Source organism: Pelagibacterium flavum (assembly GCF_025854335.1).
Lineage (GTDB): Bacteria > Pseudomonadota > Alphaproteobacteria > Rhizobiales > Devosiaceae > Pelagibacterium > Pelagibacterium flavum.
The window spans coordinates 2,466,970-2,486,982 of the sequence record NZ_CP107716.1; the positions used below are offsets into that span (position 1 = coordinate 2,466,970).

The window sequence follows — 20,013 nt, forward strand, 5'->3', positions numbered from 1 at the left end:
TCCCTGAACGTGCATGGTGGCGTTTGCAACCGGTGAGGTCAAATGAGAATTGCTTTGCGGCGGGGCCTGACCGTGCCCCTCAAGGGTACGCCCGAACCTAAGGTCGACCGGGCCGTGGAGGTTACGCGCGTTGGGCTCCTCGGCCATGATCTCGGCGGGATCAGGGCCGAAATGCTCGTCGAGCCCTCAGAGCGGGTCAGTATCGGTACGCCGCTCTTCAGGGCCCGCAACAACCCCCGTCTCGTTTTCTGTTCTCCGGTTTCAGGCGAGATCGAGCGCGTCGAGTTCGGTGCGCGTCGCAGGCTCAGTGAGGTCAGCATCCTCAATGACGGCGAAGACCGGCGCATGGAGTTCGATGCGGCAATTGCATCCACCCAAAAAGGTTTGCGCGAGTTGTTGTTAGCGTGCGGCCAATGGCCGGCGCTGCGAGCACGGCCCTTTGATCGGATCGCCGATCCTGACGGCGAGGCCCAGGCCATCTTCGTGACCGCAATCGATACGGCACCCCATGCGCCCGATCCCCGCGCCATCATCGATGAACGGCGCGAAGACTTCTCGCGGGGTCTTGCAGCTCTCGCGCTTTTGACGGCGGGGCCGATCTTTCTCTGCCAGGCTGATGGCCTTGCGCTGGGTGAAGACAGCAAGCAATTGCAGATTGCCCGGTTTTCCGGTCCCCATCCGGCTGGTCTGGTGGGGACCCACATTGCTCAACTTTTCCGGCCGCGAGAGGGGCAGAAGGTTTGGCATATCGGATATCAAGACGTCATTGCCATTGGTCACCTTCTTGCGACCGGCAGAATTGATCCCTTTCGGGTCATTGCCCTGTCCGGCCCGGGACTGCGCAATCCGCGGCTCGCACAGGTCCCGCTGGGCGCTGACCTGCATGCCCTGACGCGGGCAGATCTGACCCCGGGGTCGAAAACGATCCTTTCCGGCTCGCTGATTGCGGGTCGCGAGAGCGCCTTTCTTGGACGTTACGATCGACAGGTAACCATCATCGAGCGCCGTCAGCCGGCGCGATCTCACTGGCTGGTCGAAGCGCTGCGCAAGGCGCAAAAGCCGGCGCCCTTCATCCCCACACAAGCACTTGAGCAAAGCCTTGGATCCAATGTTCCGGTGGTGCCTTTGCTGCGGGCCCTTTCAATCACCGATGTGGAAGCGGCGGAAAGGCTTGGCTGCGCCTGGCTTGCCGAAGAGGATATGGCACTGGCGACCTATCTGACGGGCGGGCAGACCGACTTTGGCCAAAGGCTGAGGATGGTGCTGGACAGTCTGGAGGCGGGGGCATGAGAGCCGGCGTATGGCACCGGGACACGATTTCCTGGATGATCGCGGCGGCGGCGCTTCCTGCTGCTGCGGCAGCGATCGGTGCATTCGGCCCGGTTGCTCTCTGGCACATGGTCCTGACACTGATCGTCGTGATTGCCTGGCAACTGGTCTTTCTGTGGGCTCGCGCACAACCGGTCTCTCCGATCGCACTTGTCACTGCAATTGCCGTGGGCATCCTGGCTCCGGGCGATTTCGCCCCCTGGCAGATTGTGCTCGCGGCGAGTTTCGGCACGGTCATCGGCGAACAGGTGTTTGGTGGATGGGGGCGAAACATCGTCAATTCCGCCGTGGCAACGCTTGCCTTTCTTTTTTTCGCTTTCCCGCAAACAGATATCGACGCCGGAGGGCTGCTCCTCGCTTTTGCCGTCCTTCCGGGGGCACTCTTGCTGATGGCGACTGGCATCCTCTCCTGGCAAATCGTCATATCGTCGATCATCGGGTCGGTTCTTGTTTCGGTCGTCCTCGGACACGATCCGTTGCTCATCTTCACCCAGGGCAGCCTGATGTTCGGCCTGGTGTTTCTGGTCGGAGATCCTGTGGCGTCTTCGGCAACCCGGATCGGTCGCTGGGCCTATGGATTTGGCGCCGGTGCTCTTCTGGCGCTTTTTGGCTGGCGGGACACGGGCTTTGATGGTCCGCAAGCCATAATCTTTGCGACGCTTGTCGTTTCCCTGTTTGCTCCCCTTATCGATGCTGCAGTCATCGCGGCAATAAAACGGTCATGGAGGCCCCGCAATGGCTGACCTCAACCCGGTGGCGCGCTGGCGCAATCTGCTTGCCCTGCCCAATGAGAGCCGCACCAAAACCCTTGCTGTCGCTTTTGCCGTTTCTACGGTTTGCGCGGTTGTCGTCTCGGGCGCGGCGGTGATCCTTGGACCAATCCAGCAGGCCAACCTTGCCGCCGAACAGGCTGCGCGGATGGAGGAAATGCTGGCCTCGATGCCCGAAATGGCGGCGCTGATCGAAGAGGCGGGCGGTGACAGTCTCGAGAAGATCGTGGTCGACCTGCGCACCGGCCAAATTGCAGAAGATGTTGACCCCGAGACTTCTGATGCCGCGGCAGCGCGCGACGATCCGGAAACCTCAACGGTTCTTTCCGCTGAGGAGGACATCGCCGGAATCGGTCGCCGCCCCGATCTGGTGCCCATTCACGTCCTGCGTGAGGCAGGGCAATTGCGTCTGGTTATCTTGCCCATCTCCGGCGCCGGCTATCAGTCGGTCATAAGGGCCAATCTTGCTCTTGAGGGCGATCTCAACACCGTCGCCGCTTTCTCGGTGACCGAGCAGGGGGAGACGCCCGGGCTCGGGGCACGGATCGAGGAGCCCGCCTGGCAGTCGCTCTGGCCAGGCAAGCATCTTGTCGGGCCGGAGGGTGACATTCGGCTCGATGTCGTGCGCGGTCGGGCGACGACCGAATTCGAGATCGACGGGATAACCGGGGCGACGCGAACCGGAAACGGTATCACCAATGCCGTGCACTTCTGGCTGGGGCCGAACGGGTTCGGTCCGGTGCTCGACAACCTTGCGCGCGGAGAGCTTTGAGCGATGAACGCGCTGCGTACCCTTTACGGTCCCATCATCGACAACAATCCTGTCACGCTGCAGATCCTTGGAATCTGTTCGGCCCTCGCAGTGACAACGTCGATGTCGACAGCGGCGATCATGTGCCTTGCGCTGACCGCCGTTCTGATCACAGGTAGCGCGATTATTTCGCTGATCAGGCGGCACATTCCCACCTCGATCCGGCTGATCGTCCAGATTACCATCATCGCCTCACTGGTGATCGTAGCCGATCAGATCATTGAAGCCTTCGCCTTCGAAATGAGCCAGCGCCTTTCGATCTTTGTGGGACTGATCGTCACCAACTGCCTGGTGCTTGGCCGGGCCGAGGCGTTTGCCATGCACAATCCGCCCGCGCCCTCGATGCTCGACGCACTGGGAAATGGGCTGGGCTATTCGCTGGTGCTGCTGATCGTGGGATTTTTTCGCGAACTGTTTGGCGCCGGCACGCTATTCGGCCAGACGGTTTTTCTTACCATCTATGACGGGGGTTGGTTTGTTCCGCTCAATCTGATGCTGCTTGCGCCCAGCGCATTTTTCGTCCTCGGCCTGCTGATTTGGGCCATTCGCTCGGTCCGCACTGCCCAAGTGGAGCCGGTTGACTTCGATCTTGAACCGGGAACCAAGGAGAGAGCGAAGTGATCGACCTCTTCCTGCGATCGGTCTTTGCGGAAAACCTCGCGCTGAGCTTCTTTCTGGGCATCTGCACGTTTCTTGCCGTCTCCAAACGCCTCGAAACGGCTGTCGGTTTGGGAATTGCCCTGACTGTGGTCCAGACGATCACCGTGCCCCTCAACTTCCTTATCTTTTCCTATCTGCTTCAACCCGACACCTGGGTGGCTCTGGGCCTGGGCAGCTTTGATCTCACATTCCTCAACCTGATTGCCTTCATTGGCGTCATTGCCGCGATGGTGCAAATCCTCGAGCTGGTTCTCGACCGGTTCGTCCCAGCGCTCTATCGCGCCCTCGGGATTTACCTGCCGCTGATTACAGTCAACTGCGCCATCCTCGGGGGATCGCTGTTCATGGTGGAACGGGGATATGATTTCGGCGAAAGTGTCGTGTTCGGCTTTGGCAGTGGGGTCGGTTGGGCGCTGGCCATCATGGCTCTTGCCGCGCTGCGAGAGCGGCTCAATTATGCCGACATCCCCGATGGTCTGCGCGGTCTCGGTATGGCTTTCATTGTTACGGGCCTGCTCTCGATGGGGTTTACGGCGTTCGCGGGGATAGGCTGATGACCCAAATCCTGCTGGCAACCGGCCTGATCGTTTCGCTGATTCTCGCGCTTTCCATTGTCGTAATGACAGCTCGCTCCATTCTCTCCCCGGCCAGACCGGTGGCGATCACCGTCAACCGAAACCGGGAGATCGTCGGCACAACCGGCACCAAACTGTTGACCGCCCTCAACGACGCGGGAATTGCTGTTCCGTCCGCATGTGCGGGAGGAGGTACGTGCGGTCAGTGCCGGGTCGGTTTGCGCGAGGGAGGCGGTGAGCCCTTGCCCACCGAGACGGCGCTGCTGGGCCGCTCGGGGATCCGTGAGGGCCAACGGCTCTCCTGTCAGGTGGTCGTGCGTGGCCCTCTGGACGTTGAAGTTGCTGAAGATATCCTTTCGGCAGAACGGTGGACCTCGCAGGTGCTTTCGACCCGGCACCTCGCCCCCCTTATACGTGAACTTGTTCTGTCTATTCCTGGAGACACCGCGTTCGACTTCGCAGCCGGCGCCTATGTCCAGGTCGACGCGCCCGCCTATGACCTCGGCCTGTCTGCGCTAAAGGCAGAGGCGCGGTTTGAACCCACGTGGAGCGAGCTGGGCGTGCGCGACCTGCGCGTGCACAATGCCGAGCCCACCCATCGGGCCTATTCGGTCGCAAGCCGCCCCGAAGACAAGAGCAAGATTGTGCTCAATATTCGCCTCGCCTTGCCGCCCGCCGGTGCGCGCGATATTCTTCCGGGTATTGTCTCGTCCTATCTGTTCAGTCTCGAACCTGGCGACAGTGTCGAAGTTTCCGGCCCGTTTGGCGATTTCCGGGTCCAGGACACAGACAAGGAAATGATCTTTATCGGCGGCGGCGTCGGCATGGCGCCCCTTCGCGCCATGATCCACGAACAACTCGCCAAGGGGACCAGGCGCAAAATCAGCTTCTGGTATGGCGCACGGAGCGGTGCGGACATCTTCTATCGCGATGAGTTCGATGCGCTCGCAAGAGAACACGAAAATTTCTCCTGGACCCTGGCGTTGTCCGAGCCGCAACCGGAGGATGGCTGGGAGGGGCCAGTCGGCTTCATTCATGAGGTGGTGCATGATCGCTACCTCAAGGACCATCCGGCGCCCCATGATTGCGAGTTTTATTTGTGTGGGCCGCCCCTGATGATCTCAGCGGTATTTGCCATGCTCGACGAAAACGGGGTCGAGCCAGCTTCCATCTTCAACGACGATTTCGGGATATGACCATGCTGACGCGCCGTAGTTTTCTCGCCCTTACCGGTGCCGCCTCGCTGGCCCCAACCGCAGGCTGGGCCGCTGCTGGTGTCGATGTGATCGGAGGGGCTGCATTTGGCAGCTATTGGCGGCTGACGGTTCCAAGCGGCATTGAACCGGCGCGCGCGGCACTTGAGACAATCGTCGACGATGTCGATCTTGAATTTTCTCCCTATCGGCCAAATAGCGCCCTGTCCGTGTTCAATGGCGCCATGACAACGGACTGGCTGCCCGCTTCCGATCAGTTCCGGACGGTTCTGAGCAAGGGGCTCGATATCGCTCACCAGAGCCGGGGGGCCTTCGATCCAACCGTCGGCCCTGTTGTCGCGCGCTACGGTTTTGGCCCCATCCATGCTGAGGCCTGGGGACAGTATGAGGGGCTTGGGATCAACGAGGTGGCGGTTCGCAAGTCAGATGCGGGGTTGAGCGCGGACCTTTGCGGCATCGCCAAGGGGCATGCGCTCGACCGGATGGCCGCGGCGCTGGAGGCGCAAGGTGTTGGAGACTTTTTGCTCGATCTGGGGGGCGAGCTGTGCGCGCGGGGAAGACATCCCGATGGCCGGGATTGGCAAGTGGCTATTGAAGGAGCATCTGGCACTCTGGGGATGGGGCTGAAGCTGCGCGACAGCGCCATCGCTACGTCGGGGATTTCGGCTCAGGTCTATGGCGTCGATGGCCATCAGGTCAGTCATATCATCGATCCTCGGACCGGGAGCCCGGTTTCGGGCCGGACGGTATCGGTTTCCGTAGTGGCCAAGAGCGCTGCAACCGCAGATGGCTGGGCGACGGCCCTGATGGCAATGGAGCACGATCAGGCCGAGGCCCTGGCCACCGAGCTGGGCCTGGATGCGGTTTTGCTGGTGCGCGACGGTGGGGCAATTCGGACCATTATGGTCGGGGCCATTGGCGATCATGTGCTGGGTTGAGGAGGCTTCATGCTGATCCTGTTTACTCTTGTGGTCTTTTTGTTGGCGTTTGGCGGCCTGGCATTGGGCGTCGTGGCAGGGCGCCCGCCGATCAAGGGATCGTGCGGCGGCCTCGACTGCATCGAGGGCATCGAATGCGGTGTGTGCCGACGAAAAAGCGGAAGGAAGGCGCCTTGAAGGGACAGATTTCGATCGCGCAGTTCATGGTTACCGATGTCAGGACGCTCTCGCCGGAAAACGAGATCGGGTTTGCTGCAGGATTTCTTATGGATGAAGCCATTGCGGGAGCACCGGTGGTCGATGGCTCGGGTGAGCTTGTGGGGATACTCACCAAGAAGGACTGCTTTAAAGCCGCGCTGACCGCCGCCTATTACGGGCAGTGGGGCGGGACCGTCGAGCGCTACATGACGCGCAATCCCGAGACCCTGGACGCGGCCACAGATATCGTTTCGGCTGCAGAGCGGTTCATCGCCCGGCCTTACCGCATGTTCCCGGTCCTCGATGAGGAGATGATGGTGGGAATACTGACCCGGTCTGATTTGTTGCGCAGTTTTCTTGTTTGATCTCGTCCGCAACGCAACTAGGGATGCTGTGAACGACTACTGGACAGCAATGGGGACGATGTCGCCAAACGACATCAATACCACTTTGAGTCGTCTGGACCCTGGCCACCATCCTGATGGATGCGACCTGACGTGCGGTCGCCATTGCAGCAAAGGCGACGCCACCACCGGCTTGGGCCAGCTTTTTATCCAATGAGATCGCCCCTGACCATTTTGAGATGTATCGTGAGCGGCACGTGGAGGCCATGCTGATAGCCCTGCATTCGACTGAAGTCGTGTGGTAGGCTTAACATCAGCAGATCACCCGCACAGCGATGCCGGGGTTGCTAGCTCGGGCGAGCACACCCGACAAGAAAGGACAGACTATGACTTTCCAAAACAAGGTTGCCTTGGTTACCGGCGCAGGCTCCGGGATAGGCGAAGCGATTGCCAAGGAACTGGCGAGCCTCGGCGCCAGTATTGTCGTGGCTGATATCAGCGAAGCAGGAGCCCAAAGAGTAGCTGACGAAATTGCAGCTGCTGGCGGAACGGCGAGCCCGTTCGTCGCGGACAGTGCCTCGCCGGACGGCAACGAACGGGCTGTTGCGTTCGCACTCAGCACTTATGGCAAACTGAACTACGCGGTGAACAATGCCGGAATTGGTGGAAACGCTGCTCCTACCGGTGAAGTCGATCTTACAGATTGGAATCGCGTGATCGACATCAACCTCAATGGTGTTCTCTACGCCATGCGCTACCAGATCCCTGCCATGCTCGAAGCAGGCGCCGCAGAAAGTGCCATTGTCAACATGGCCTCTATCCATGGCATGGTCGCGGCAATCGGCAACAGCGCCTATACGGCGGCAAAGCATGGTGTCGTCGGGCTGACGAAAAACGCTGCGGCAGAGTATGGGCCGCAGGGCCTGCGCATCAATTGTGTCGGCCCGGCCTATATTGACACCCCACTTCTAGCAAACCTGCCTCAGGATGTCCGAGAGCAACTGGTGGCACGCCATCCGCTCGGCCGCCTTGGAAGGGCAGATGAGGTGGCGAAGGTTGTGCGGTTCTTGTTGTCCGACGATGCATCGTTTGTCAGTGGCAGCTATTACCTCGTCGACGGAGGATACACGGCAATCTGACGCGATTGTAAGCGAACTCGGAGACAAGGACCAGTTCGCCCTCTGCCACGCTCAGCCCGGGGCGATCCCTTTTTCCTGACCCTTATGGTGTGCAAGGAGGCACTTGCTGTATTCTTGGCTGGCGGATGGGACACGGCGAAGGATTTGAAGTCTGCGTGGATTTTACGTAGAAGGTCAGCGAGTTCCATGCCTCGACAAAGGCGCGTGCGACGCTTTCGGTTCGTTGAGTGGACTGTAGTTCATCGGATTTCCTGTTCGGAGGGTGGAGATACAGCGTACCCCACCAGAAACCTGACGCAAATCAACCTGTGCTATCACCAGCCGCCCAGAGCCATCATTGAGAACCTTTAAATGATCGCTTTTGGATTCTGCAGAACCATCCTTGCAACGGCTGACCTGCGTTCGTCATACCGTCACGAATGCCCGGCCGCCCCGGCGTTGAACTCTCCGGTGGCTTGCATCCGTTTTGTGGCTTGGAGGGGCGGAAGCGCCGACATAGGAAAAAGCGATGCCATCCTACCAGATGCACGCACCAGCATCGTCTCTCCTCGCCGCAGTCCGCGATCGCGCAGTCGCCCAAGCGAGCGCACTGGCTCGGGGGTCATGCTCACTGCGGCACGTACGAGCAGGCGCTGCGCACCGCGCAATGGTTTTGGCAACAAGGGCGTGGTTTCCATGAGGTCAAGAAACTCGCTCATGATCGGATGGTCCTCCAGAGTCGGAGCCGTTTTCGCGAGGAGCGCTTCCCAACCCAGCCAGTCGTTCGGTGCACCGCTTGCTCCGTATAGGCCCGCAGCCGTTTCACCCTCTTTGAATGCTGAGGACCTTTGCGCGGCAGTGAGCTGGTGAACGTACAGGTGATAGGCCTCGGTGAACCCCCATGTCGCGGTAGCATGAACCCAGTCGAGCAGTCGCGGGTCGTTGGCATAATAATCTTGTCCATCCGGCGTCTTGCCACGGACGCGGTCATGCGCCCGCACCACGCGCCCAATCATGCGCTCGGCTTCGTGACGAGGCGCGTAGACGGTGACCATCGCAGCGTAACCCGTCCGATGCAGCCGTGAGAGAGGGTCTTGACGGAAGCTGCTATGCTCCCAGACACCGGTCCGCACTGACGGCTCTGCCAATTCGAGAAGTACGGCCGCGACCCCGCCGATAAACAGCGACACCGGGTTGGCAAAGATTTGCCAGGACACGCCATCCGCTGGCACCAGTGCCGGGGCACCCTGAGGCTTGCGGAAGTCGATCTCCATGCCTTTCGGCGTAGCCATCATCTTCTTGATAGCGTCCAAATAAACCACCCATTGTTCTGCAATGACAACCACTTCCCACAACATCGGTATGGGGGAGAGGAGTTCAAGAGCGAAGCGCGATGCGCAATGCCAAAATTCGCCGTTGGGCTCTGACTCCGCCGCAGTGGGGCATGGCAACCTGGCCCTCTACCCGTCGCTGCAGTTGAGCCGGTGAACAATAGAATTGGTTCGTAAGCCAAATGTCGGCTTTCTCCGATTCCTCGCCAAAACCTGCCAGTCTGGTAGCGGCCCCGATTGCACCGTTTCGTTGGCAATGGAAATTTCCCACGGGATGACCGGCATGGGGTGGAAAACGGACTGTCGGGTTTTGGCGTGGCGCCGCCGAAAGCGGCCTCGGCTTGTTTGCCCCGTGCTTGCAGGGTGCCACATAGGCTTCTTTGTCGACAAAGTTTTGGCGGCATATCCAGAACCCTCATATCGATATTTGACATATCAACGTCGACGATCTAGGCATCAATCATTGTGTGTTTAGAGGACTCCTATGATCACTGGGCCACAGATGCGCGCCGCGCGCGCCATGCTCGGTATCGACCAGAAGACACTGGCGGAACTAGCCGGGCTTTCCGTTCCGACAATACAGCGCATGGAAGCCAGCAATGGAAATGTGCGTGGTGTCGTAGATAGCCTGACCAAGGTGGTCGCGGCACTCGAACTTGCTGGCGTCGAACTCATCGGAGAAGGATCCGCCAGCACGGCAAGCGGACGAGGCGTGCGCCTGAAGGCGCCCCCACCCAGACACTGATCCCTCAACCCCGCGACGGCGACCGCCGACGACATGCCGACGATCCCGCCGCAATCCTCAAAGGTGCGGCCGAAGATGGAAGACCAGACCACCAGACAGAGCGACGCTCCGAGCTTCGCCGAGCTCTTCACCCCGAAACTCGTCACTGTCCTGCGCGAAGGCTACGGGCTGCCACAATTGCGCGCCGACGCCATCGCCGGACTGACCGTCGCCATCGTGGCGCTGCCGCTGTCCATGGCCATCGCTATTGCATCGGGCGCAACTCCGGCGCAGGGCCTCTACACCGCCATCGTGGGCGGGTTCCTCGTCTCGCTCCTCGGCGGCTCGCGCTTCCAGGTCGGTGGCCCAGCCGGCGCCTTCATCGTTCTGGTGGCCAGCACCGTCGCGCTCCACGGAATGGATGGGCTGATCCTCGCGACGTTCCTGTCGGGACTGATGCTGGCCGCTGTCGGGTTCCTGCGGCTCGGCACCTTCATCAAGTTCATTCCCTTCCCGGTGACCGTCGGGTTCACGGCGGGCATTGCGGTGATCATCTTCGCCAGTCAGATCAGGGAGCTGTTCGGGCTGGCGCTGGAGCATGAGCCTGGCGAGCTTCTGGAGAAGCTTCCCGCCTTGTGGGCGGTCCGGGACAGCGTAACGCCTGCTGCGGTCCTCCTGTCCGTCGCGACAGTTGCGGTCATCCTCGGCTTGCGCCGCTGGCGTCCACACTGGCCGGGCATGCTCATCGCGGTCGGGCTGGCTGCGGCGGGGGCCGCCCTCCTGGGGCTGCCCGTAGAGACCATCGGCACGAAGTTCGGCGGCATCCCGTCGTCACTGCCGGCCCCGAGCCTGCCGGATCTGTCGATGGAGAAGATCATGGCGGTTCTTCCGGCTGCGATCTCCTTCACCCTTCTTGGCGCCATCGAGTCGCTTCTGTCGGCAGTCGTCGCCGACGGCATGACCGGCCGCAGGCACCGCTCGAACTGCGAGCTAGTCGCTCAGGGGGCGGCAAACATCGGCTCGGCGCTCTTTAGCGGCTTCTGCGTGACGGGAACCATCGCACGCACAGCGACCAACGTGCGTGCCGGCGCGCATGGGCCGGTCGCGGGGATGCTGCACGCGGTGTTCATTCTTCTCTTCATGCTCGTGGCGGCGCCACTCGCCGCCTACATCCCGCTTGCGGCACTGGCGGGATTGCTGGCCGTGGTGGCGTGGAACATGATCGAGAAGCCCGCCATCGCGATCCTGCTGCGCTCGGGCTGGGGTGAGGCGACAGTGCTTGGCGCCACCTTCTTCCTGACCATCTTCCGCGACCTGACCGAGGCCATCGTCGTCGGCTTCGCGCTCGGGTCGGTCCTGTTCATCCACCGCATGAGCCGGACGACCGAGGTTGCCACCAATACCGCCTTCGTCGGCCGCGATGAGGCGGACACCGTGCGCCCGCGCGAGGCCTATGACGAGGAACAGGCGGCGGACCCAGATGTCGTCATCTACCGCATCAGCGGGGCGCTGTTCTTCGGCGCGACGGCTTCGATCGGTTCGGTTCTCGACCGTATCCAGGACACCCACAAGGCGCTGATCGTTGACTTCTCCGAGGTGCCGTTCCTCGACTCGACCGGCGCCAACATGATCGAAGGTCTGGCGCACAAGGCGCATCGACGCGACGTCACGCTCTGGCTGACAGGTGCAAGCCGGGACATCCGGCGCGCGTTCATCACCCATGGTCTCAGGAAACCGCTGGTGCGCTATGCGGCGAACGTCGAGGATGCAATCACCAACATTGAAGCTGCGCAAGCTACTAAGGAAAGTGAAAGACAGGACAGTGCCGCCGTCCTTGCCTCTCAGTAGTTTGTAGGCGCTGAACAATGGCTGCTTTCGATCAGAGACAAAAGCTGCGGGAAGGGTAAAGGTGGCGTCGGCGGCTGCCATCACGACGGCAAGGGCAAGAGCGGGGTGGCAATCTGCCCGACCGCTTCTGGGCGCCCAAGCCGGGAAAGCGGCCGTTCAGCAGGCTACTGTGTTGATTTCCGCTGAGAAGTGACCCGGTTCAGGGAGATTTTTCCACTGAGAAGTGACCCATGTTTGAACGCTATCCTGCTCGTTTTGGGCGGGAGATTTAGGAGTGTTGGACATGGCGTTTTTGAGCGTTATCCGGCGCTGGCATTTCCGGGACGGTTTATCGATCCGGGAGATTGCGCGGCGCACGGGCCTGTCCCGGAATACCATTCGCAAATACCTTCGGACCGATACGGTTGAGCCGAAGTTCCAGGTTCCAGATCGGCCAAGCAAGATCGATGCTTTTGCCGAGAAGCTGTCAGGCTGGCTGAAGGCCGAGAGCCGCAAGCCGCGCAAGCAGCGGCGCACCATCAAGCAGATCCATGCTGATCTGGTGAGCCTCGGTTTCGAAGGCTCTTATGGTCGTGTGGCGGCCTTTGCCCGTCGATGGAAAGAGGAACGCCAGCGCGAGCAGAATGTGAGCGGCAGGGGCGTTTTCGTTCCTCTTGTTTTTGAGCCTGGCGAAGCTTTCCAGTTTGACTGGAGCGAGGATTGGGCACTGATCGGGGGCGAGCGGATCAAGCTCCAGGTCGCCCATACCAAGCTCTGCTACAGCCGGGCCTTTATTGTGCGGGCCTATCTGCTCCAGACCCACGAGATGCTGTTTGATGCCCACAACCATGCCTTCCGAGTTCTGGGCGGCGTCCCGCGCCGGGGCATTTATGACAACATGAGGACGGCCGTGGACAAGGTTGGCCGTGGCAAGGCACGTCAGGTCAATGCCCGGTTCTCGGCCATGGCCAGCCACTTCCTGTTCGAGCCCGAGTTCTGCAATCCCGCTGCCGGTTGGGAAAAGGGTATGGTGGAAAAGAACGTGCTCGATATGCGGCACCGGCTTTTCCAGCCCTTGCCACGTGCAAACTCGCTCGATGAGTTGAACGTCTGGCTCGAGCAGCGCTGTGTGGCTCTATGGGAAGAGATTGCTCATGGCGCGGAACCGGGTTCGGTTGCCAATTCCTGGTGCATCGAGACGCCGTATCTGATGACCGTGCCGCGGGCCTTTGACGGGTTCATCGAACATACCAAACGGGTCTCGCCCACCTGCCTGGTTCACCTCGAGCGCGTTCGCTATAGCGTTCCGGCCTCGTTCGCCAACAGACCGGTCAGCGTCAGGGTCTATCCGGACCGCATTGTCGTTGTCGCTGAAGGCCAGGCGATCTGCGAGCACAAGAGGATTATCGAGCGGCATCATGGGCAGGGTCACACCGTTTATGACTGGCGCCATTATCTGGCGGTGATCCAGCGCAAGCCCGGTGCCCTGCGCAATGGTGCACCCTTTGCCGACATGCCCGATGGATTCCGGCAACTTCAGCGCCACCTTCTGGGCAAACCCGGTGGCGATCGTGAGATGGTCGAGATCCTGGCTCTGGTTCTCCATCACGACGAACAGGCGGTGCTGGCCGCGGTCGAGATGGCGCTGGAGGCCGGGGTGCCCACCAAGACCCATATCCTCAACCTGTTGCACAGGCTGATCGATGGCAAGCCGGGAACGGTGCCGCCAGTCAGGGCACCGCAGGCCCTTGTGCTGGGCAAGGAACCGCAGGCCAATGTCGAGCGCTACGATACCCTGCGCGCGGACAAGGAGGTGCGCCATGCGTCATGATCCGGCAAGCGCGGCCCTGATCATCATGCTCAAGAGCCTCAAGATGGCAGGCATGGCCCAGGCAATCAGCGAACTCACCGAACAGGGATCTCCGGCCTTTGAATCGGCCGTTCCGATCCTCTCACAATTGCTCAAGGCCGAGATGGCTGAAAGAGAGACGCGATCCATTGCCTATCAGCTCAAGGTGGCGCGCTTTCCAACCTACAAGGACTTGGCTGGCTTTGATTTTGCCAGTAGCGAGATCAATGAGGCCCTGGTGCGCCAGCTTCATGCCGGCGCCTTTATCGACAAGGCCGACAACGTGGTGTTGGTGGGCGGGCCGGGAACCGGCAAGACCCACATCGCCACGGCACTGGGCATTCAGGCCATCGAGCATCACCGCAAGCGGGTTCGCTTCTTTTCGACCGTCGAACTGGTCAATGCGCTGGAGCAGGAAAAGGCCCAGGGCAAGGCCGGGCAGATCGCCAACCGGCTCATCCATTCCGATCTGGTGATCCTTGATGAGCTCGGATATTTGCCCTTCAGCGCTTCAGGAGGAGCATTGCTCTTCCATCTGCTGAGCAAGCTCTATGAGCGCACCAGCGTCATCATCACCACCAATCTCAGCTTTGCCGAATGGGCCAGCGTATTCGGCGACGCCAAGATGACGACCGCGCTGCTCGACCGGCTGACCCATCACTGCCATATCCTCGAGACCGGAAACGACAGCTTCCGGTTCAAAAACAGCTCGGCCCAAACCGTCAAAACCAAAAAGGAGAAAACACCCGGCTTGACCACCTGACCAATCCCAAATCATATCCATGAGGCGGGTCAATTCTCGGTGAAAATACCGGGTCACTTCTCAGCAGAAATCAACAGCCATTGGTCAGAGTCCTTGCTTTCGCCGCACCGGCGTCTTACGTTTTAGGCATCGATTACATGAGGGTATGACCATGGCCGAGACCGCGACCCTGTCCTCGAAGTTCCAGATCTCGATCCCCAAGGCGATCCGCGCGGCGCAGCACTGGGAGGCCGGGCTGACCTTTGCCTTCATCCCGAAAGGCACGGGCGTCCTGCTGGTGCCTGTGCCCAAGCGGGAGGCGCTGAAGGGGCTCGCGCGCGGCGCGTCCGCCACCGATTATCGCGACCGGACGGATCGGCTCTGATGATCCTCGTCGACACGTCGGCGTGGATCGAATGGCTGATCGGCTCACCAACGGGTGAGAAGATGTCCGGGCAATTGCCCGAACAGGCCGAGTGGCTTGTCCCGACCATGGTCCAGCTCGAGCTGGCGAAATGGCTGACCCGCGAGGTCGGCGAGGACAAGGCGGATCAGGTCATCGCGTTCACGCAGGTCTGCACTGTCGTTCCGCTCGATACCGAGATCGCGCTCGCGGCGGCGGAGGCGTGCCGGGAGCATAAGCTGGCAACCGCCGACGCCATCATCTTCGCAACTGCACGGGCCCAAGGCGCGACGCTTCTGACCTGCGACGCGCATTTCGAGGGGCTGCCCGGCGTCTCGCTGATCGAGAAGATCAAGACCTGACACCGCTGCCGCCATTCGCGGCCAGTTCCTCGTTCAGCTTGGCGACCATCACCGCTTCGAGGACGGGCAGCAGTTCGGCCATGGCGAGCGGCGGCACGCCGAGCGCGTCACCGAGCGCCAGCGCCGCCGACATGTCCCAGCCGATCACAGCGCCGGGCAGCACACGCAGCTGGCCGCCGAGACGGCCGACCAGGTCCCAGACCTGCCAACCCTCCGGCGTTTCCGGACGGTTCAGCCGCGTCGGGCAGTCCGGGCAGGTTTGCGCGCAGGCTTCGCAGTAGCGCTCGCCCCCGCCGAAGGACCATTCGGCGAGGGCGCGGAGGCGTTTTTTTCCTGCTCCAGAAGCAGGCCCTTCGAGACGTAGGTCAGCTGGAACGCCTCGAAGATCGGCCAGATGTCGAGCAGCGCGTCGATGGCCTCCGGGCTCGGGTCGATAGGCTTGCTGTCGGCGTTGCCGATGCCCTCCCAGGCGAGCACCGCCCGCCGCGCCAGCGCCTTGGCGAAGGCGACGGCGCGTTCCTCGTCGGAGGCATTGTCCGGCATGGCCTCGACGGCCGGATCGCTCCGGGTCGCGACCATCAGGGCGGTGGTCAGCGGGCGCAGCTGCACCCGCACGCCCGGGGCAAGGTCGTGCCAGCGGGGCGCGTTGGTCAGGTCGAGCGTGAGCATCAGTACACCTCAATGTCATTGATCAGGGTTGCGGTGCACATCCGGCCAACGACGCTGTCGCGCGCCGCCTGCCAGTCGAAGGTGGCCTGAACGCCCTGCGGCCCCGAGATCTCGATGCGCGGGCGCGGCAGGTAGACGGCGTGCACGGTGAAGGTGAAACTCTCTCCGGAGGGTAGCGAATAACCGAACTCGAGTTCGCAGGCCTCGCCGTTGATGGCCTGCGTCACCAGCGTGCTGTCGGCGAAGCGCACCTCAATGGAGCCGGTCAGTGCCGCGATGGACGGGTCCGCGCCGTCGATGCGACCGTCGTTCCGGATGGTCTCGATCCGGTCGAGGTTGTTCGCGTAGGTGATGTCGGCCGAGACCACATTGCCAAGCGGGGAGCCATTCCGGGTCATCGCGCCGTTGAAATGCCCAAAGCGTTTCAGTTCGAGCGCGGCAGGAGTTCCCGCGCTGGTGGTCGTGCCCACCGTCTCGCCCTGCGCGACCAGCCGCGCCGTCGCGGTCAGCAACCCCGAGCGCTGCATCTGCCAGGTGATCTGGTCGAGGACGCAGCCCGAATACATCGCGTAGCGCGGCACCTCGGGCATGCCCGTCTCGATCGACATCGAGGGCAGCGTCCAGGACCCCGACTGGAACTCGTGGCTGTATGGGGCTTCCGCGCCGGTGGTCGTCGGCGTGCCGAAGGCCGCCTTCAGCCAGAAGCCGAAGGCCTCTGCGTCGAGCGGCAACACGACATCGCCGTCGGCCGTCACCGCGTCCTTGATCGGCGCCAGCGGATCGCGTCCGTAGCCGAGCAGTTCCGAGTTCAGCAGCGGCTGCTCCGCGCCGAGCGAGGTGCTGGCGAAGGGCATGCGGGTGAAGCCGCTGGCGGGCGGCGTTCCATAGGTGGTCTCGAACGCAAGCGCCATCAGCGCCCGCGCCCCCTGGGCTCGTGCCATGTTCGTCTCCTATGATCGGTTGGGTCAGGCCAGCTGGTCGGCCGTGGAATAATGCAGCACCACCGGGATGACGGCAGCCTTCAGGCTGGCCGCGCCCTCGACCGGCAGATCGACCGGGCGCGGCGCTTCCGCCTCGACCCAGTCGCAGAGGCCGCCGAGTGTGCGGTCGATCGAGAGCGCAGCCCCGATGCTGGCGATCAGCGTGTCGAAGTCAGCGTCACGGTCGGTGCCCTGCACGACCGCCTCGATCTCGGCGCGGTGCTGATAGTGGTAGGCGAGCGGCGACAGCGTCACTTCGGGCTCTCCCGGCTCGCCATCGCGCAGGATCAGCAAGCCATTGGTCGGTACGCGCTCGGGCAGGACGTCGCCGCGCAGGGCGGTGGCAGGCAGCGCCGAGAGCCGCGTGTGCAGCGCGGCGAGGATGGTTTCGCGAGGGGTCATGGATTGGCGGACCTGGAAATTGCGTCGAGCACCGGACAGTCCGGAACCTCGGCGCCCGAACACTTGGATGCGGTCTCGGTGAGGACGATTTCGATGCGCCTGAGATCCGCGATCCTCGCGCGGACATCGGCAAGGTGGCGCTCGGTCCGCTCCTTGACCTCTGCGCAAGTTGGCGCGGCACCGTCTTCGAGCCCCATGAATCCGCGGATGTCCTCCATCGAGAACCCGAGTTCGCGCGCGCGCAGGATGAAGCGCAGGCGCGTGGCATGCACAGAGGAGTAGATGCGGTAGCCTGCGCCCGTCCTGGGCGGGTCGGGCAGCAGGCCAGTCTTCTCGTAATAGCGAATCGTCTCGATGTTGCAGTCGGTCGTCCGAGCTAGGTCTCCGCGTGTAAGGCCGCTCTCGCTCTCGTGATCGGTCATCGGCCAGTTTCCCCTTGAGCCTGTAGTTGCTACAGACCTTACACCTCTCATCAATAGCAGACGAGAGGTACGCGACGGGGAGCTTGCAGACGACCGAACGGACAGCCCGACCGCGGATCGCCCGGCCCGAAAGGGATGGCTCGCAGCGGGTGCCTGTTGGGCGCCTTTTACAGGTCTAGGCTGTCTGACGGCGGCAGCGGCGACTGAACACTCGAACGGACGGATGACCCCATGAAAGACGACTGCGCCCCGAAAGACGATTTCGACCTTGCCGTGATCGGTGCCGGCTCGGCCGGGTTCTCGGCCGCGATCACCGCCGCCGAAGGAGGCAAGCGGATTGCCCTGATCGGTCATGGCACCATCGGCGGGACCTGCGTGAACGTGGGCTGCGTGCCGTCCAAGACGATGATCCGTGCCGCCGAGGCTGTCCACGGCGCGCAGTCGGCGCATCGGTTCCCGGGCCTCAGGGGCGAGGCGCAGGTCGCCGACTGGGCGGCGCTGGTCGCGGCCAAGGACGATCTCGTCTCGACGCTGCGCCAGAAGAAATATGCCGACCTGCTGCCGGGCTACGATGGCGTGACTTATCTCGACGAGGGTCCGGCACGTCTGGTCGAAGGCGGCGTCGAAATCGGCGGGCGCAAGATCACAGCCCCCAAGGTCATCGTCGCCACCGGCGGGCGGCCCGCCGTGCCCGACATCCCCGGTATCCTGGACGTCCCGACGCTCGACAGCACGTCGCTCCTGGAGCTGGAGCGGCTGCCCGAGAGCCTGATTCTCCTCGGCGGCGGCTATATCGGCGTGGAACTCGCGCAAATGATGGCGCGGATGAGCACACGCGTCACCATCGTCTGCCGCTCGCGCCTGCTGCCGCGGGCAGAGCCGGAGGTCTCTAGGGCACTCGCCGAGGTCTTGCGTGCCGAAGGTCTCACGATCCTCGACGGCGTGACCTATGACGCCGCGCGGCGCGACGGCGACCGCGCCGTTCTGACGGTAACGGTTGACGGCAACGTACGCGATCTGACCGCGGATCACCTTGTCCTGACCACCGGGCGCGCGCCCAACACCGAAGGGCTGGGTCTGGCCGAAATGGGCATCGAGACCGATCGACGCGGCGCGATCAAGGTTGGCGACGACATGGCCACGACACGCCCCGGCATCTATGCGGCGGGCGATGTGACGGACCGGGACCAGTTCGTCTACATGGCCGCCTATGGCGCCAAGCTCGCGTCCCGCAACGCCGTGCTGGGCGGGGCCGAGCGCTACGACAACGCCGCGATGCCCTGGGTGGTGTTCACCGATCCGCAGGTCGCCGGCGTCGGCCTGACCGAGGCGCAGGCGCGCGCGGCGGGTCATGACGTCAAGACCAGCGTGCTGACCCTCGACAACGTACCCCGCGCGCTCGCCGCCCGCGACACGCGCGGCCTGATCAAGCTGGTCGCGGACCGGGCGACCGACCGCCTGCTGGGCGGCGTGATCATGGCGCCGGAGGGCGCCGACAGTGTCCAGACGCTTGTCCTGGCGTTGAAGTTCGGCATGACGACAAAGGCGCTCGGCGAGACGATCTTCCCCTATCTCACCACGGTCGAGGGCCTGAAGCTCGCCGCGCAGACCTTCGACAAGGATGTCGCGAAGCTGTCGTGCTGCGCGGGGTGACCCGAGCCGTCGGTTTCGTGGCTGCCGAGCAAGATTGCGCATCGATGCGATCACAACCTACCCTCCACCCAGTTCGCCACGATCAGCCCCGGCACGCCGTCCAATGCCCGGTCCGCATCCCGCGCCAGGTCCAGCCGCTTCGGCAGCTTCACCTGCGGCACCAGCAGGAAGATCGGCGCGGTGACCTTGCCGCGTCCGGTCTTCGAGCGCGACACTACCGCTTGGCCCTTCGTGTTCAGCCGGCTCTCAGCCACCAGCAGACTCGGGCCCGTCCGGCGATAGACGAACCGTAGCCGCAATCCCCGGCGTCGTTCCCATTCGCCGGGGGTGATCCGGCCGCCGCGCAGGGATTTGCCCGCGGCGGGCAGCGGGATCGCCAGCCAGAACCCGTTCTTCGAGCGGATCAGCGGGCCGGTGTCATGCGCACCGACGATGACCGGCGCCTTCGACCAGACCAGCGCCGCGGCGTCGAGGCTTTCGCCCGACCTCGGGAAGTTCTGGCTGCGGATCGAGTTGGCGAGCCGTGTGCCGAGCCCCGCGCCGGTGATCTGCAGCCGCCACGCCGACTTCAGCCCGGTCCCGGCCTCGCGCATGGCAGCCGTCACCGCGCGTTCGCCCGCCGCGACCTCGGCCGCCATCATCGCGACGATGTCGGGATCGATGTCGAGCTTCAGCTTCATGGCCGTCATGCG

24 protein-coding genes are annotated in these 20,013 nt (G+C 62.7%); 17 read left to right on the forward strand and 7 right to left on the reverse strand.

The genetic code is table 11. The features are described 5' to 3' along the window. Nucleotides 1–42 precede the first annotated feature (42 nt). The 10 genes from OF122_RS12325 (at nt 43) to OF122_RS12370 (ending at nt 7,978) form a co-directional block, all read left to right on the forward strand. Entirely contained in the window at nt 43–1,290 is a 1,248-nt protein-coding gene (locus tag OF122_RS12325; protein WP_264224536.1) for a hypothetical protein, read from the forward strand. After that, nucleotides 1,287–2,072 (forward strand): RnfABCDGE type electron transport complex subunit D, encoded by a 786-nt coding sequence (locus tag OF122_RS12330; protein ID WP_264224537.1) that lies wholly within the window; start codon nt 1,287–1,289, stop codon nt 2,070–2,072. The genes OF122_RS12325 and OF122_RS12330 overlap by 4 nt, the downstream gene beginning before the upstream one ends. Continuing rightward, complete coding sequence (gene nqrC / locus OF122_RS12335) at nt 2,065–2,871, forward strand: NADH:ubiquinone reductase (Na(+)-transporting) subunit C (RefSeq protein WP_264224538.1); 807 nt, start codon at nt 2,065–2,067, stop codon at nt 2,869–2,871. The genes OF122_RS12330 and nqrC overlap by 8 nt, the downstream gene beginning before the upstream one ends. Nucleotides 2,872–2,874: 3 nt before the next feature. After that, nucleotides 2,875–3,531, forward strand: a complete 657-nt coding sequence (locus tag OF122_RS12340) for an NADH:ubiquinone reductase (Na(+)-transporting) subunit D (RefSeq protein WP_264224539.1) — start codon at nt 2,875–2,877, stop codon at nt 3,529–3,531. Further along, nucleotides 3,528–4,124, forward strand: a complete 597-nt coding sequence (gene nqrE, locus OF122_RS12345; RefSeq protein WP_264224540.1) for an NADH:ubiquinone reductase (Na(+)-transporting) subunit E — start codon at nt 3,528–3,530, stop codon at nt 4,122–4,124. Before OF122_RS12340 ends, nqrE begins: the two co-directional genes overlap by 4 nt. Next, nucleotides 4,124–5,341, forward strand: coding sequence for an NADH:ubiquinone reductase (Na(+)-transporting) subunit F (gene nqrF / locus OF122_RS12350; protein ID WP_264224541.1), 1,218 nt, complete (start codon nt 4,124–4,126; stop codon nt 5,339–5,341). Before nqrE ends, nqrF begins: the two co-directional genes overlap by 1 nt. Nucleotides 5,342–5,343: 2 nt before the next feature. After that, complete coding sequence (locus OF122_RS12355) at nt 5,344–6,297, forward strand: FAD:protein FMN transferase (RefSeq protein ID WP_264224542.1); 954 nt, start codon at nt 5,344–5,346, stop codon at nt 6,295–6,297. A 9-nt stretch (nt 6,298–6,306) separates the two neighbouring features. Next, complete coding sequence (locus OF122_RS12360) at nt 6,307–6,474, forward strand: hypothetical protein (protein WP_264224543.1); 168 nt, start codon at nt 6,307–6,309, stop codon at nt 6,472–6,474. Further along, nucleotides 6,471–6,860 carry a CBS domain-containing protein gene (locus OF122_RS12365; RefSeq protein ID WP_264224544.1) on the forward strand — a complete coding sequence of 130 codons (390 nt, stop codon included), beginning with the start codon at nt 6,471–6,473 and terminating at the stop codon, nt 6,858–6,860. The genes OF122_RS12360 and OF122_RS12365 overlap by 4 nt, the downstream gene beginning before the upstream one ends. A gap of 365 nt (nt 6,861–7,225) precedes the next feature. After that, the gene (locus OF122_RS12370) at nt 7,226–7,978 is read left to right on the forward strand and encodes an SDR family NAD(P)-dependent oxidoreductase (RefSeq protein WP_264224545.1); all 753 of its coding nucleotides are present in this window, start codon (nt 7,226–7,228) and stop codon (nt 7,976–7,978) included. Nucleotides 7,979–8,391: 413 nt separating this feature from the next. Here OF122_RS12370 and OF122_RS12375 read toward each other — a convergent pair whose 3' ends face one another. Beyond that, complete coding sequence (locus OF122_RS12375; RefSeq protein WP_264224546.1) at nt 8,392–9,303, reverse strand: oxygenase MpaB family protein; 912 nt, start codon at nt 9,301–9,303, stop codon at nt 8,392–8,394. Nucleotides 9,304–9,772: 469 nt separating this feature from the next. Here OF122_RS12375 and OF122_RS12380 point away from each other — a divergent pair, with 469 nt between their 5' ends. The 6 genes from OF122_RS12380 to OF122_RS12405 all read left to right on the forward strand — a co-directional run bounded on the left by OF122_RS12380 (nt 9,773) and on the right by OF122_RS12405 (nt 15,195). Beyond that, the gene (locus OF122_RS12380) at nt 9,773–10,033 is read left to right on the forward strand and encodes a helix-turn-helix domain-containing protein (RefSeq protein ID WP_116653553.1); all 261 of its coding nucleotides are present in this window, start codon (nt 9,773–9,775) and stop codon (nt 10,031–10,033) included. A gap of 75 nt (nt 10,034–10,108) precedes the next feature. Then, a complete protein-coding gene (locus OF122_RS12385) occupies nt 10,109–11,860 on the forward strand; it encodes a SulP family inorganic anion transporter (protein WP_264224547.1) in 1,752 nt (583 codons plus the stop codon). A gap of 283 nt (nt 11,861–12,143) precedes the next feature. Next, nucleotides 12,144–13,670 (forward strand): IS21 family transposase, encoded by a 1,527-nt coding sequence (gene istA / locus OF122_RS12390; protein WP_264224548.1) that lies wholly within the window; start codon nt 12,144–12,146, stop codon nt 13,668–13,670. Next, nucleotides 13,660–14,451 (forward strand): IS21-like element helper ATPase IstB, encoded by a 792-nt coding sequence (istB, locus tag OF122_RS12395; protein WP_264224549.1) that lies wholly within the window; start codon nt 13,660–13,662, stop codon nt 14,449–14,451. The genes istA and istB overlap by 11 nt, the downstream gene beginning before the upstream one ends. A gap of 145 nt (nt 14,452–14,596) precedes the next feature. Next, the gene (locus OF122_RS12400; RefSeq protein WP_197644510.1) at nt 14,597–14,815 is read left to right on the forward strand and encodes an AbrB/MazE/SpoVT family DNA-binding domain-containing protein; all 219 of its coding nucleotides are present in this window, start codon (nt 14,597–14,599) and stop codon (nt 14,813–14,815) included. Continuing rightward, nucleotides 14,815–15,195: a type II toxin-antitoxin system VapC family toxin gene (locus OF122_RS12405; protein WP_197644513.1), complete on the forward strand. Its 381-nt coding sequence runs from the start codon at nt 14,815–14,817 to the stop codon at nt 15,193–15,195. The genes OF122_RS12400 and OF122_RS12405 overlap by 1 nt, the downstream gene beginning before the upstream one ends. On the opposite strand, the gene OF122_RS12410 is transcribed toward OF122_RS12405, so the two are convergent. The 5 genes from OF122_RS12410 to OF122_RS12430 form a co-directional block, all read right to left on the reverse strand. Continuing rightward, the gene (locus OF122_RS12410) at nt 15,185–15,358 is read right to left on the reverse strand and encodes a DUF7697 family protein (protein WP_264224550.1); all 174 of its coding nucleotides are present in this window, start codon (nt 15,356–15,358) and stop codon (nt 15,185–15,187) included. The two genes, OF122_RS12405 and OF122_RS12410, sit on opposite strands and share 11 nt — an antisense overlap. Nucleotides 15,359–15,426: 68 nt before the next feature. Continuing rightward, the gene (locus OF122_RS12415; RefSeq protein ID WP_197644516.1) at nt 15,427–15,864 is read right to left on the reverse strand and encodes a hypothetical protein; all 438 of its coding nucleotides are present in this window, start codon (nt 15,862–15,864) and stop codon (nt 15,427–15,429) included. Beyond that, nucleotides 15,864–16,805 (reverse strand): phage tail tube protein, encoded by a 942-nt coding sequence (locus OF122_RS12420; RefSeq protein WP_197644520.1) that lies wholly within the window; start codon nt 16,803–16,805, stop codon nt 15,864–15,866. The genes OF122_RS12415 and OF122_RS12420 overlap by 1 nt, the downstream gene beginning before the upstream one ends. A 24-nt stretch (nt 16,806–16,829) precedes the next feature. Beyond that, nucleotides 16,830–17,246: an acyl-CoA transferase gene (locus tag OF122_RS12425; protein WP_197644523.1), complete on the reverse strand. Its 417-nt coding sequence runs from the start codon at nt 17,244–17,246 to the stop codon at nt 16,830–16,832. Further along, entirely contained in the window at nt 17,243–17,668 is a 426-nt protein-coding gene (locus OF122_RS12430; protein WP_165054027.1) for a MerR family transcriptional regulator, read from the reverse strand. Before OF122_RS12430 ends, OF122_RS12425 begins: the two co-directional genes overlap by 4 nt. 231 nt (nt 17,669–17,899) lie before the next feature. On the opposite strand from OF122_RS12430, the gene merA reads away from it, so the two are divergent. Beyond that, a complete protein-coding gene (gene merA / locus OF122_RS12435; protein WP_165054030.1) occupies nt 17,900–19,321 on the forward strand; it encodes a mercury(II) reductase in 1,422 nt (473 codons plus the stop codon). A 50-nt stretch (nt 19,322–19,371) separates the two neighbouring features. Here merA and OF122_RS12440 read toward each other — a convergent pair whose 3' ends face one another. Further along, complete coding sequence (locus OF122_RS12440) at nt 19,372–20,010, reverse strand: DUF6441 family protein (RefSeq protein ID WP_264224551.1); 639 nt, start codon at nt 20,008–20,010, stop codon at nt 19,372–19,374. Between the last annotated feature and the right edge of the window lie 3 nt (nt 20,011–20,013).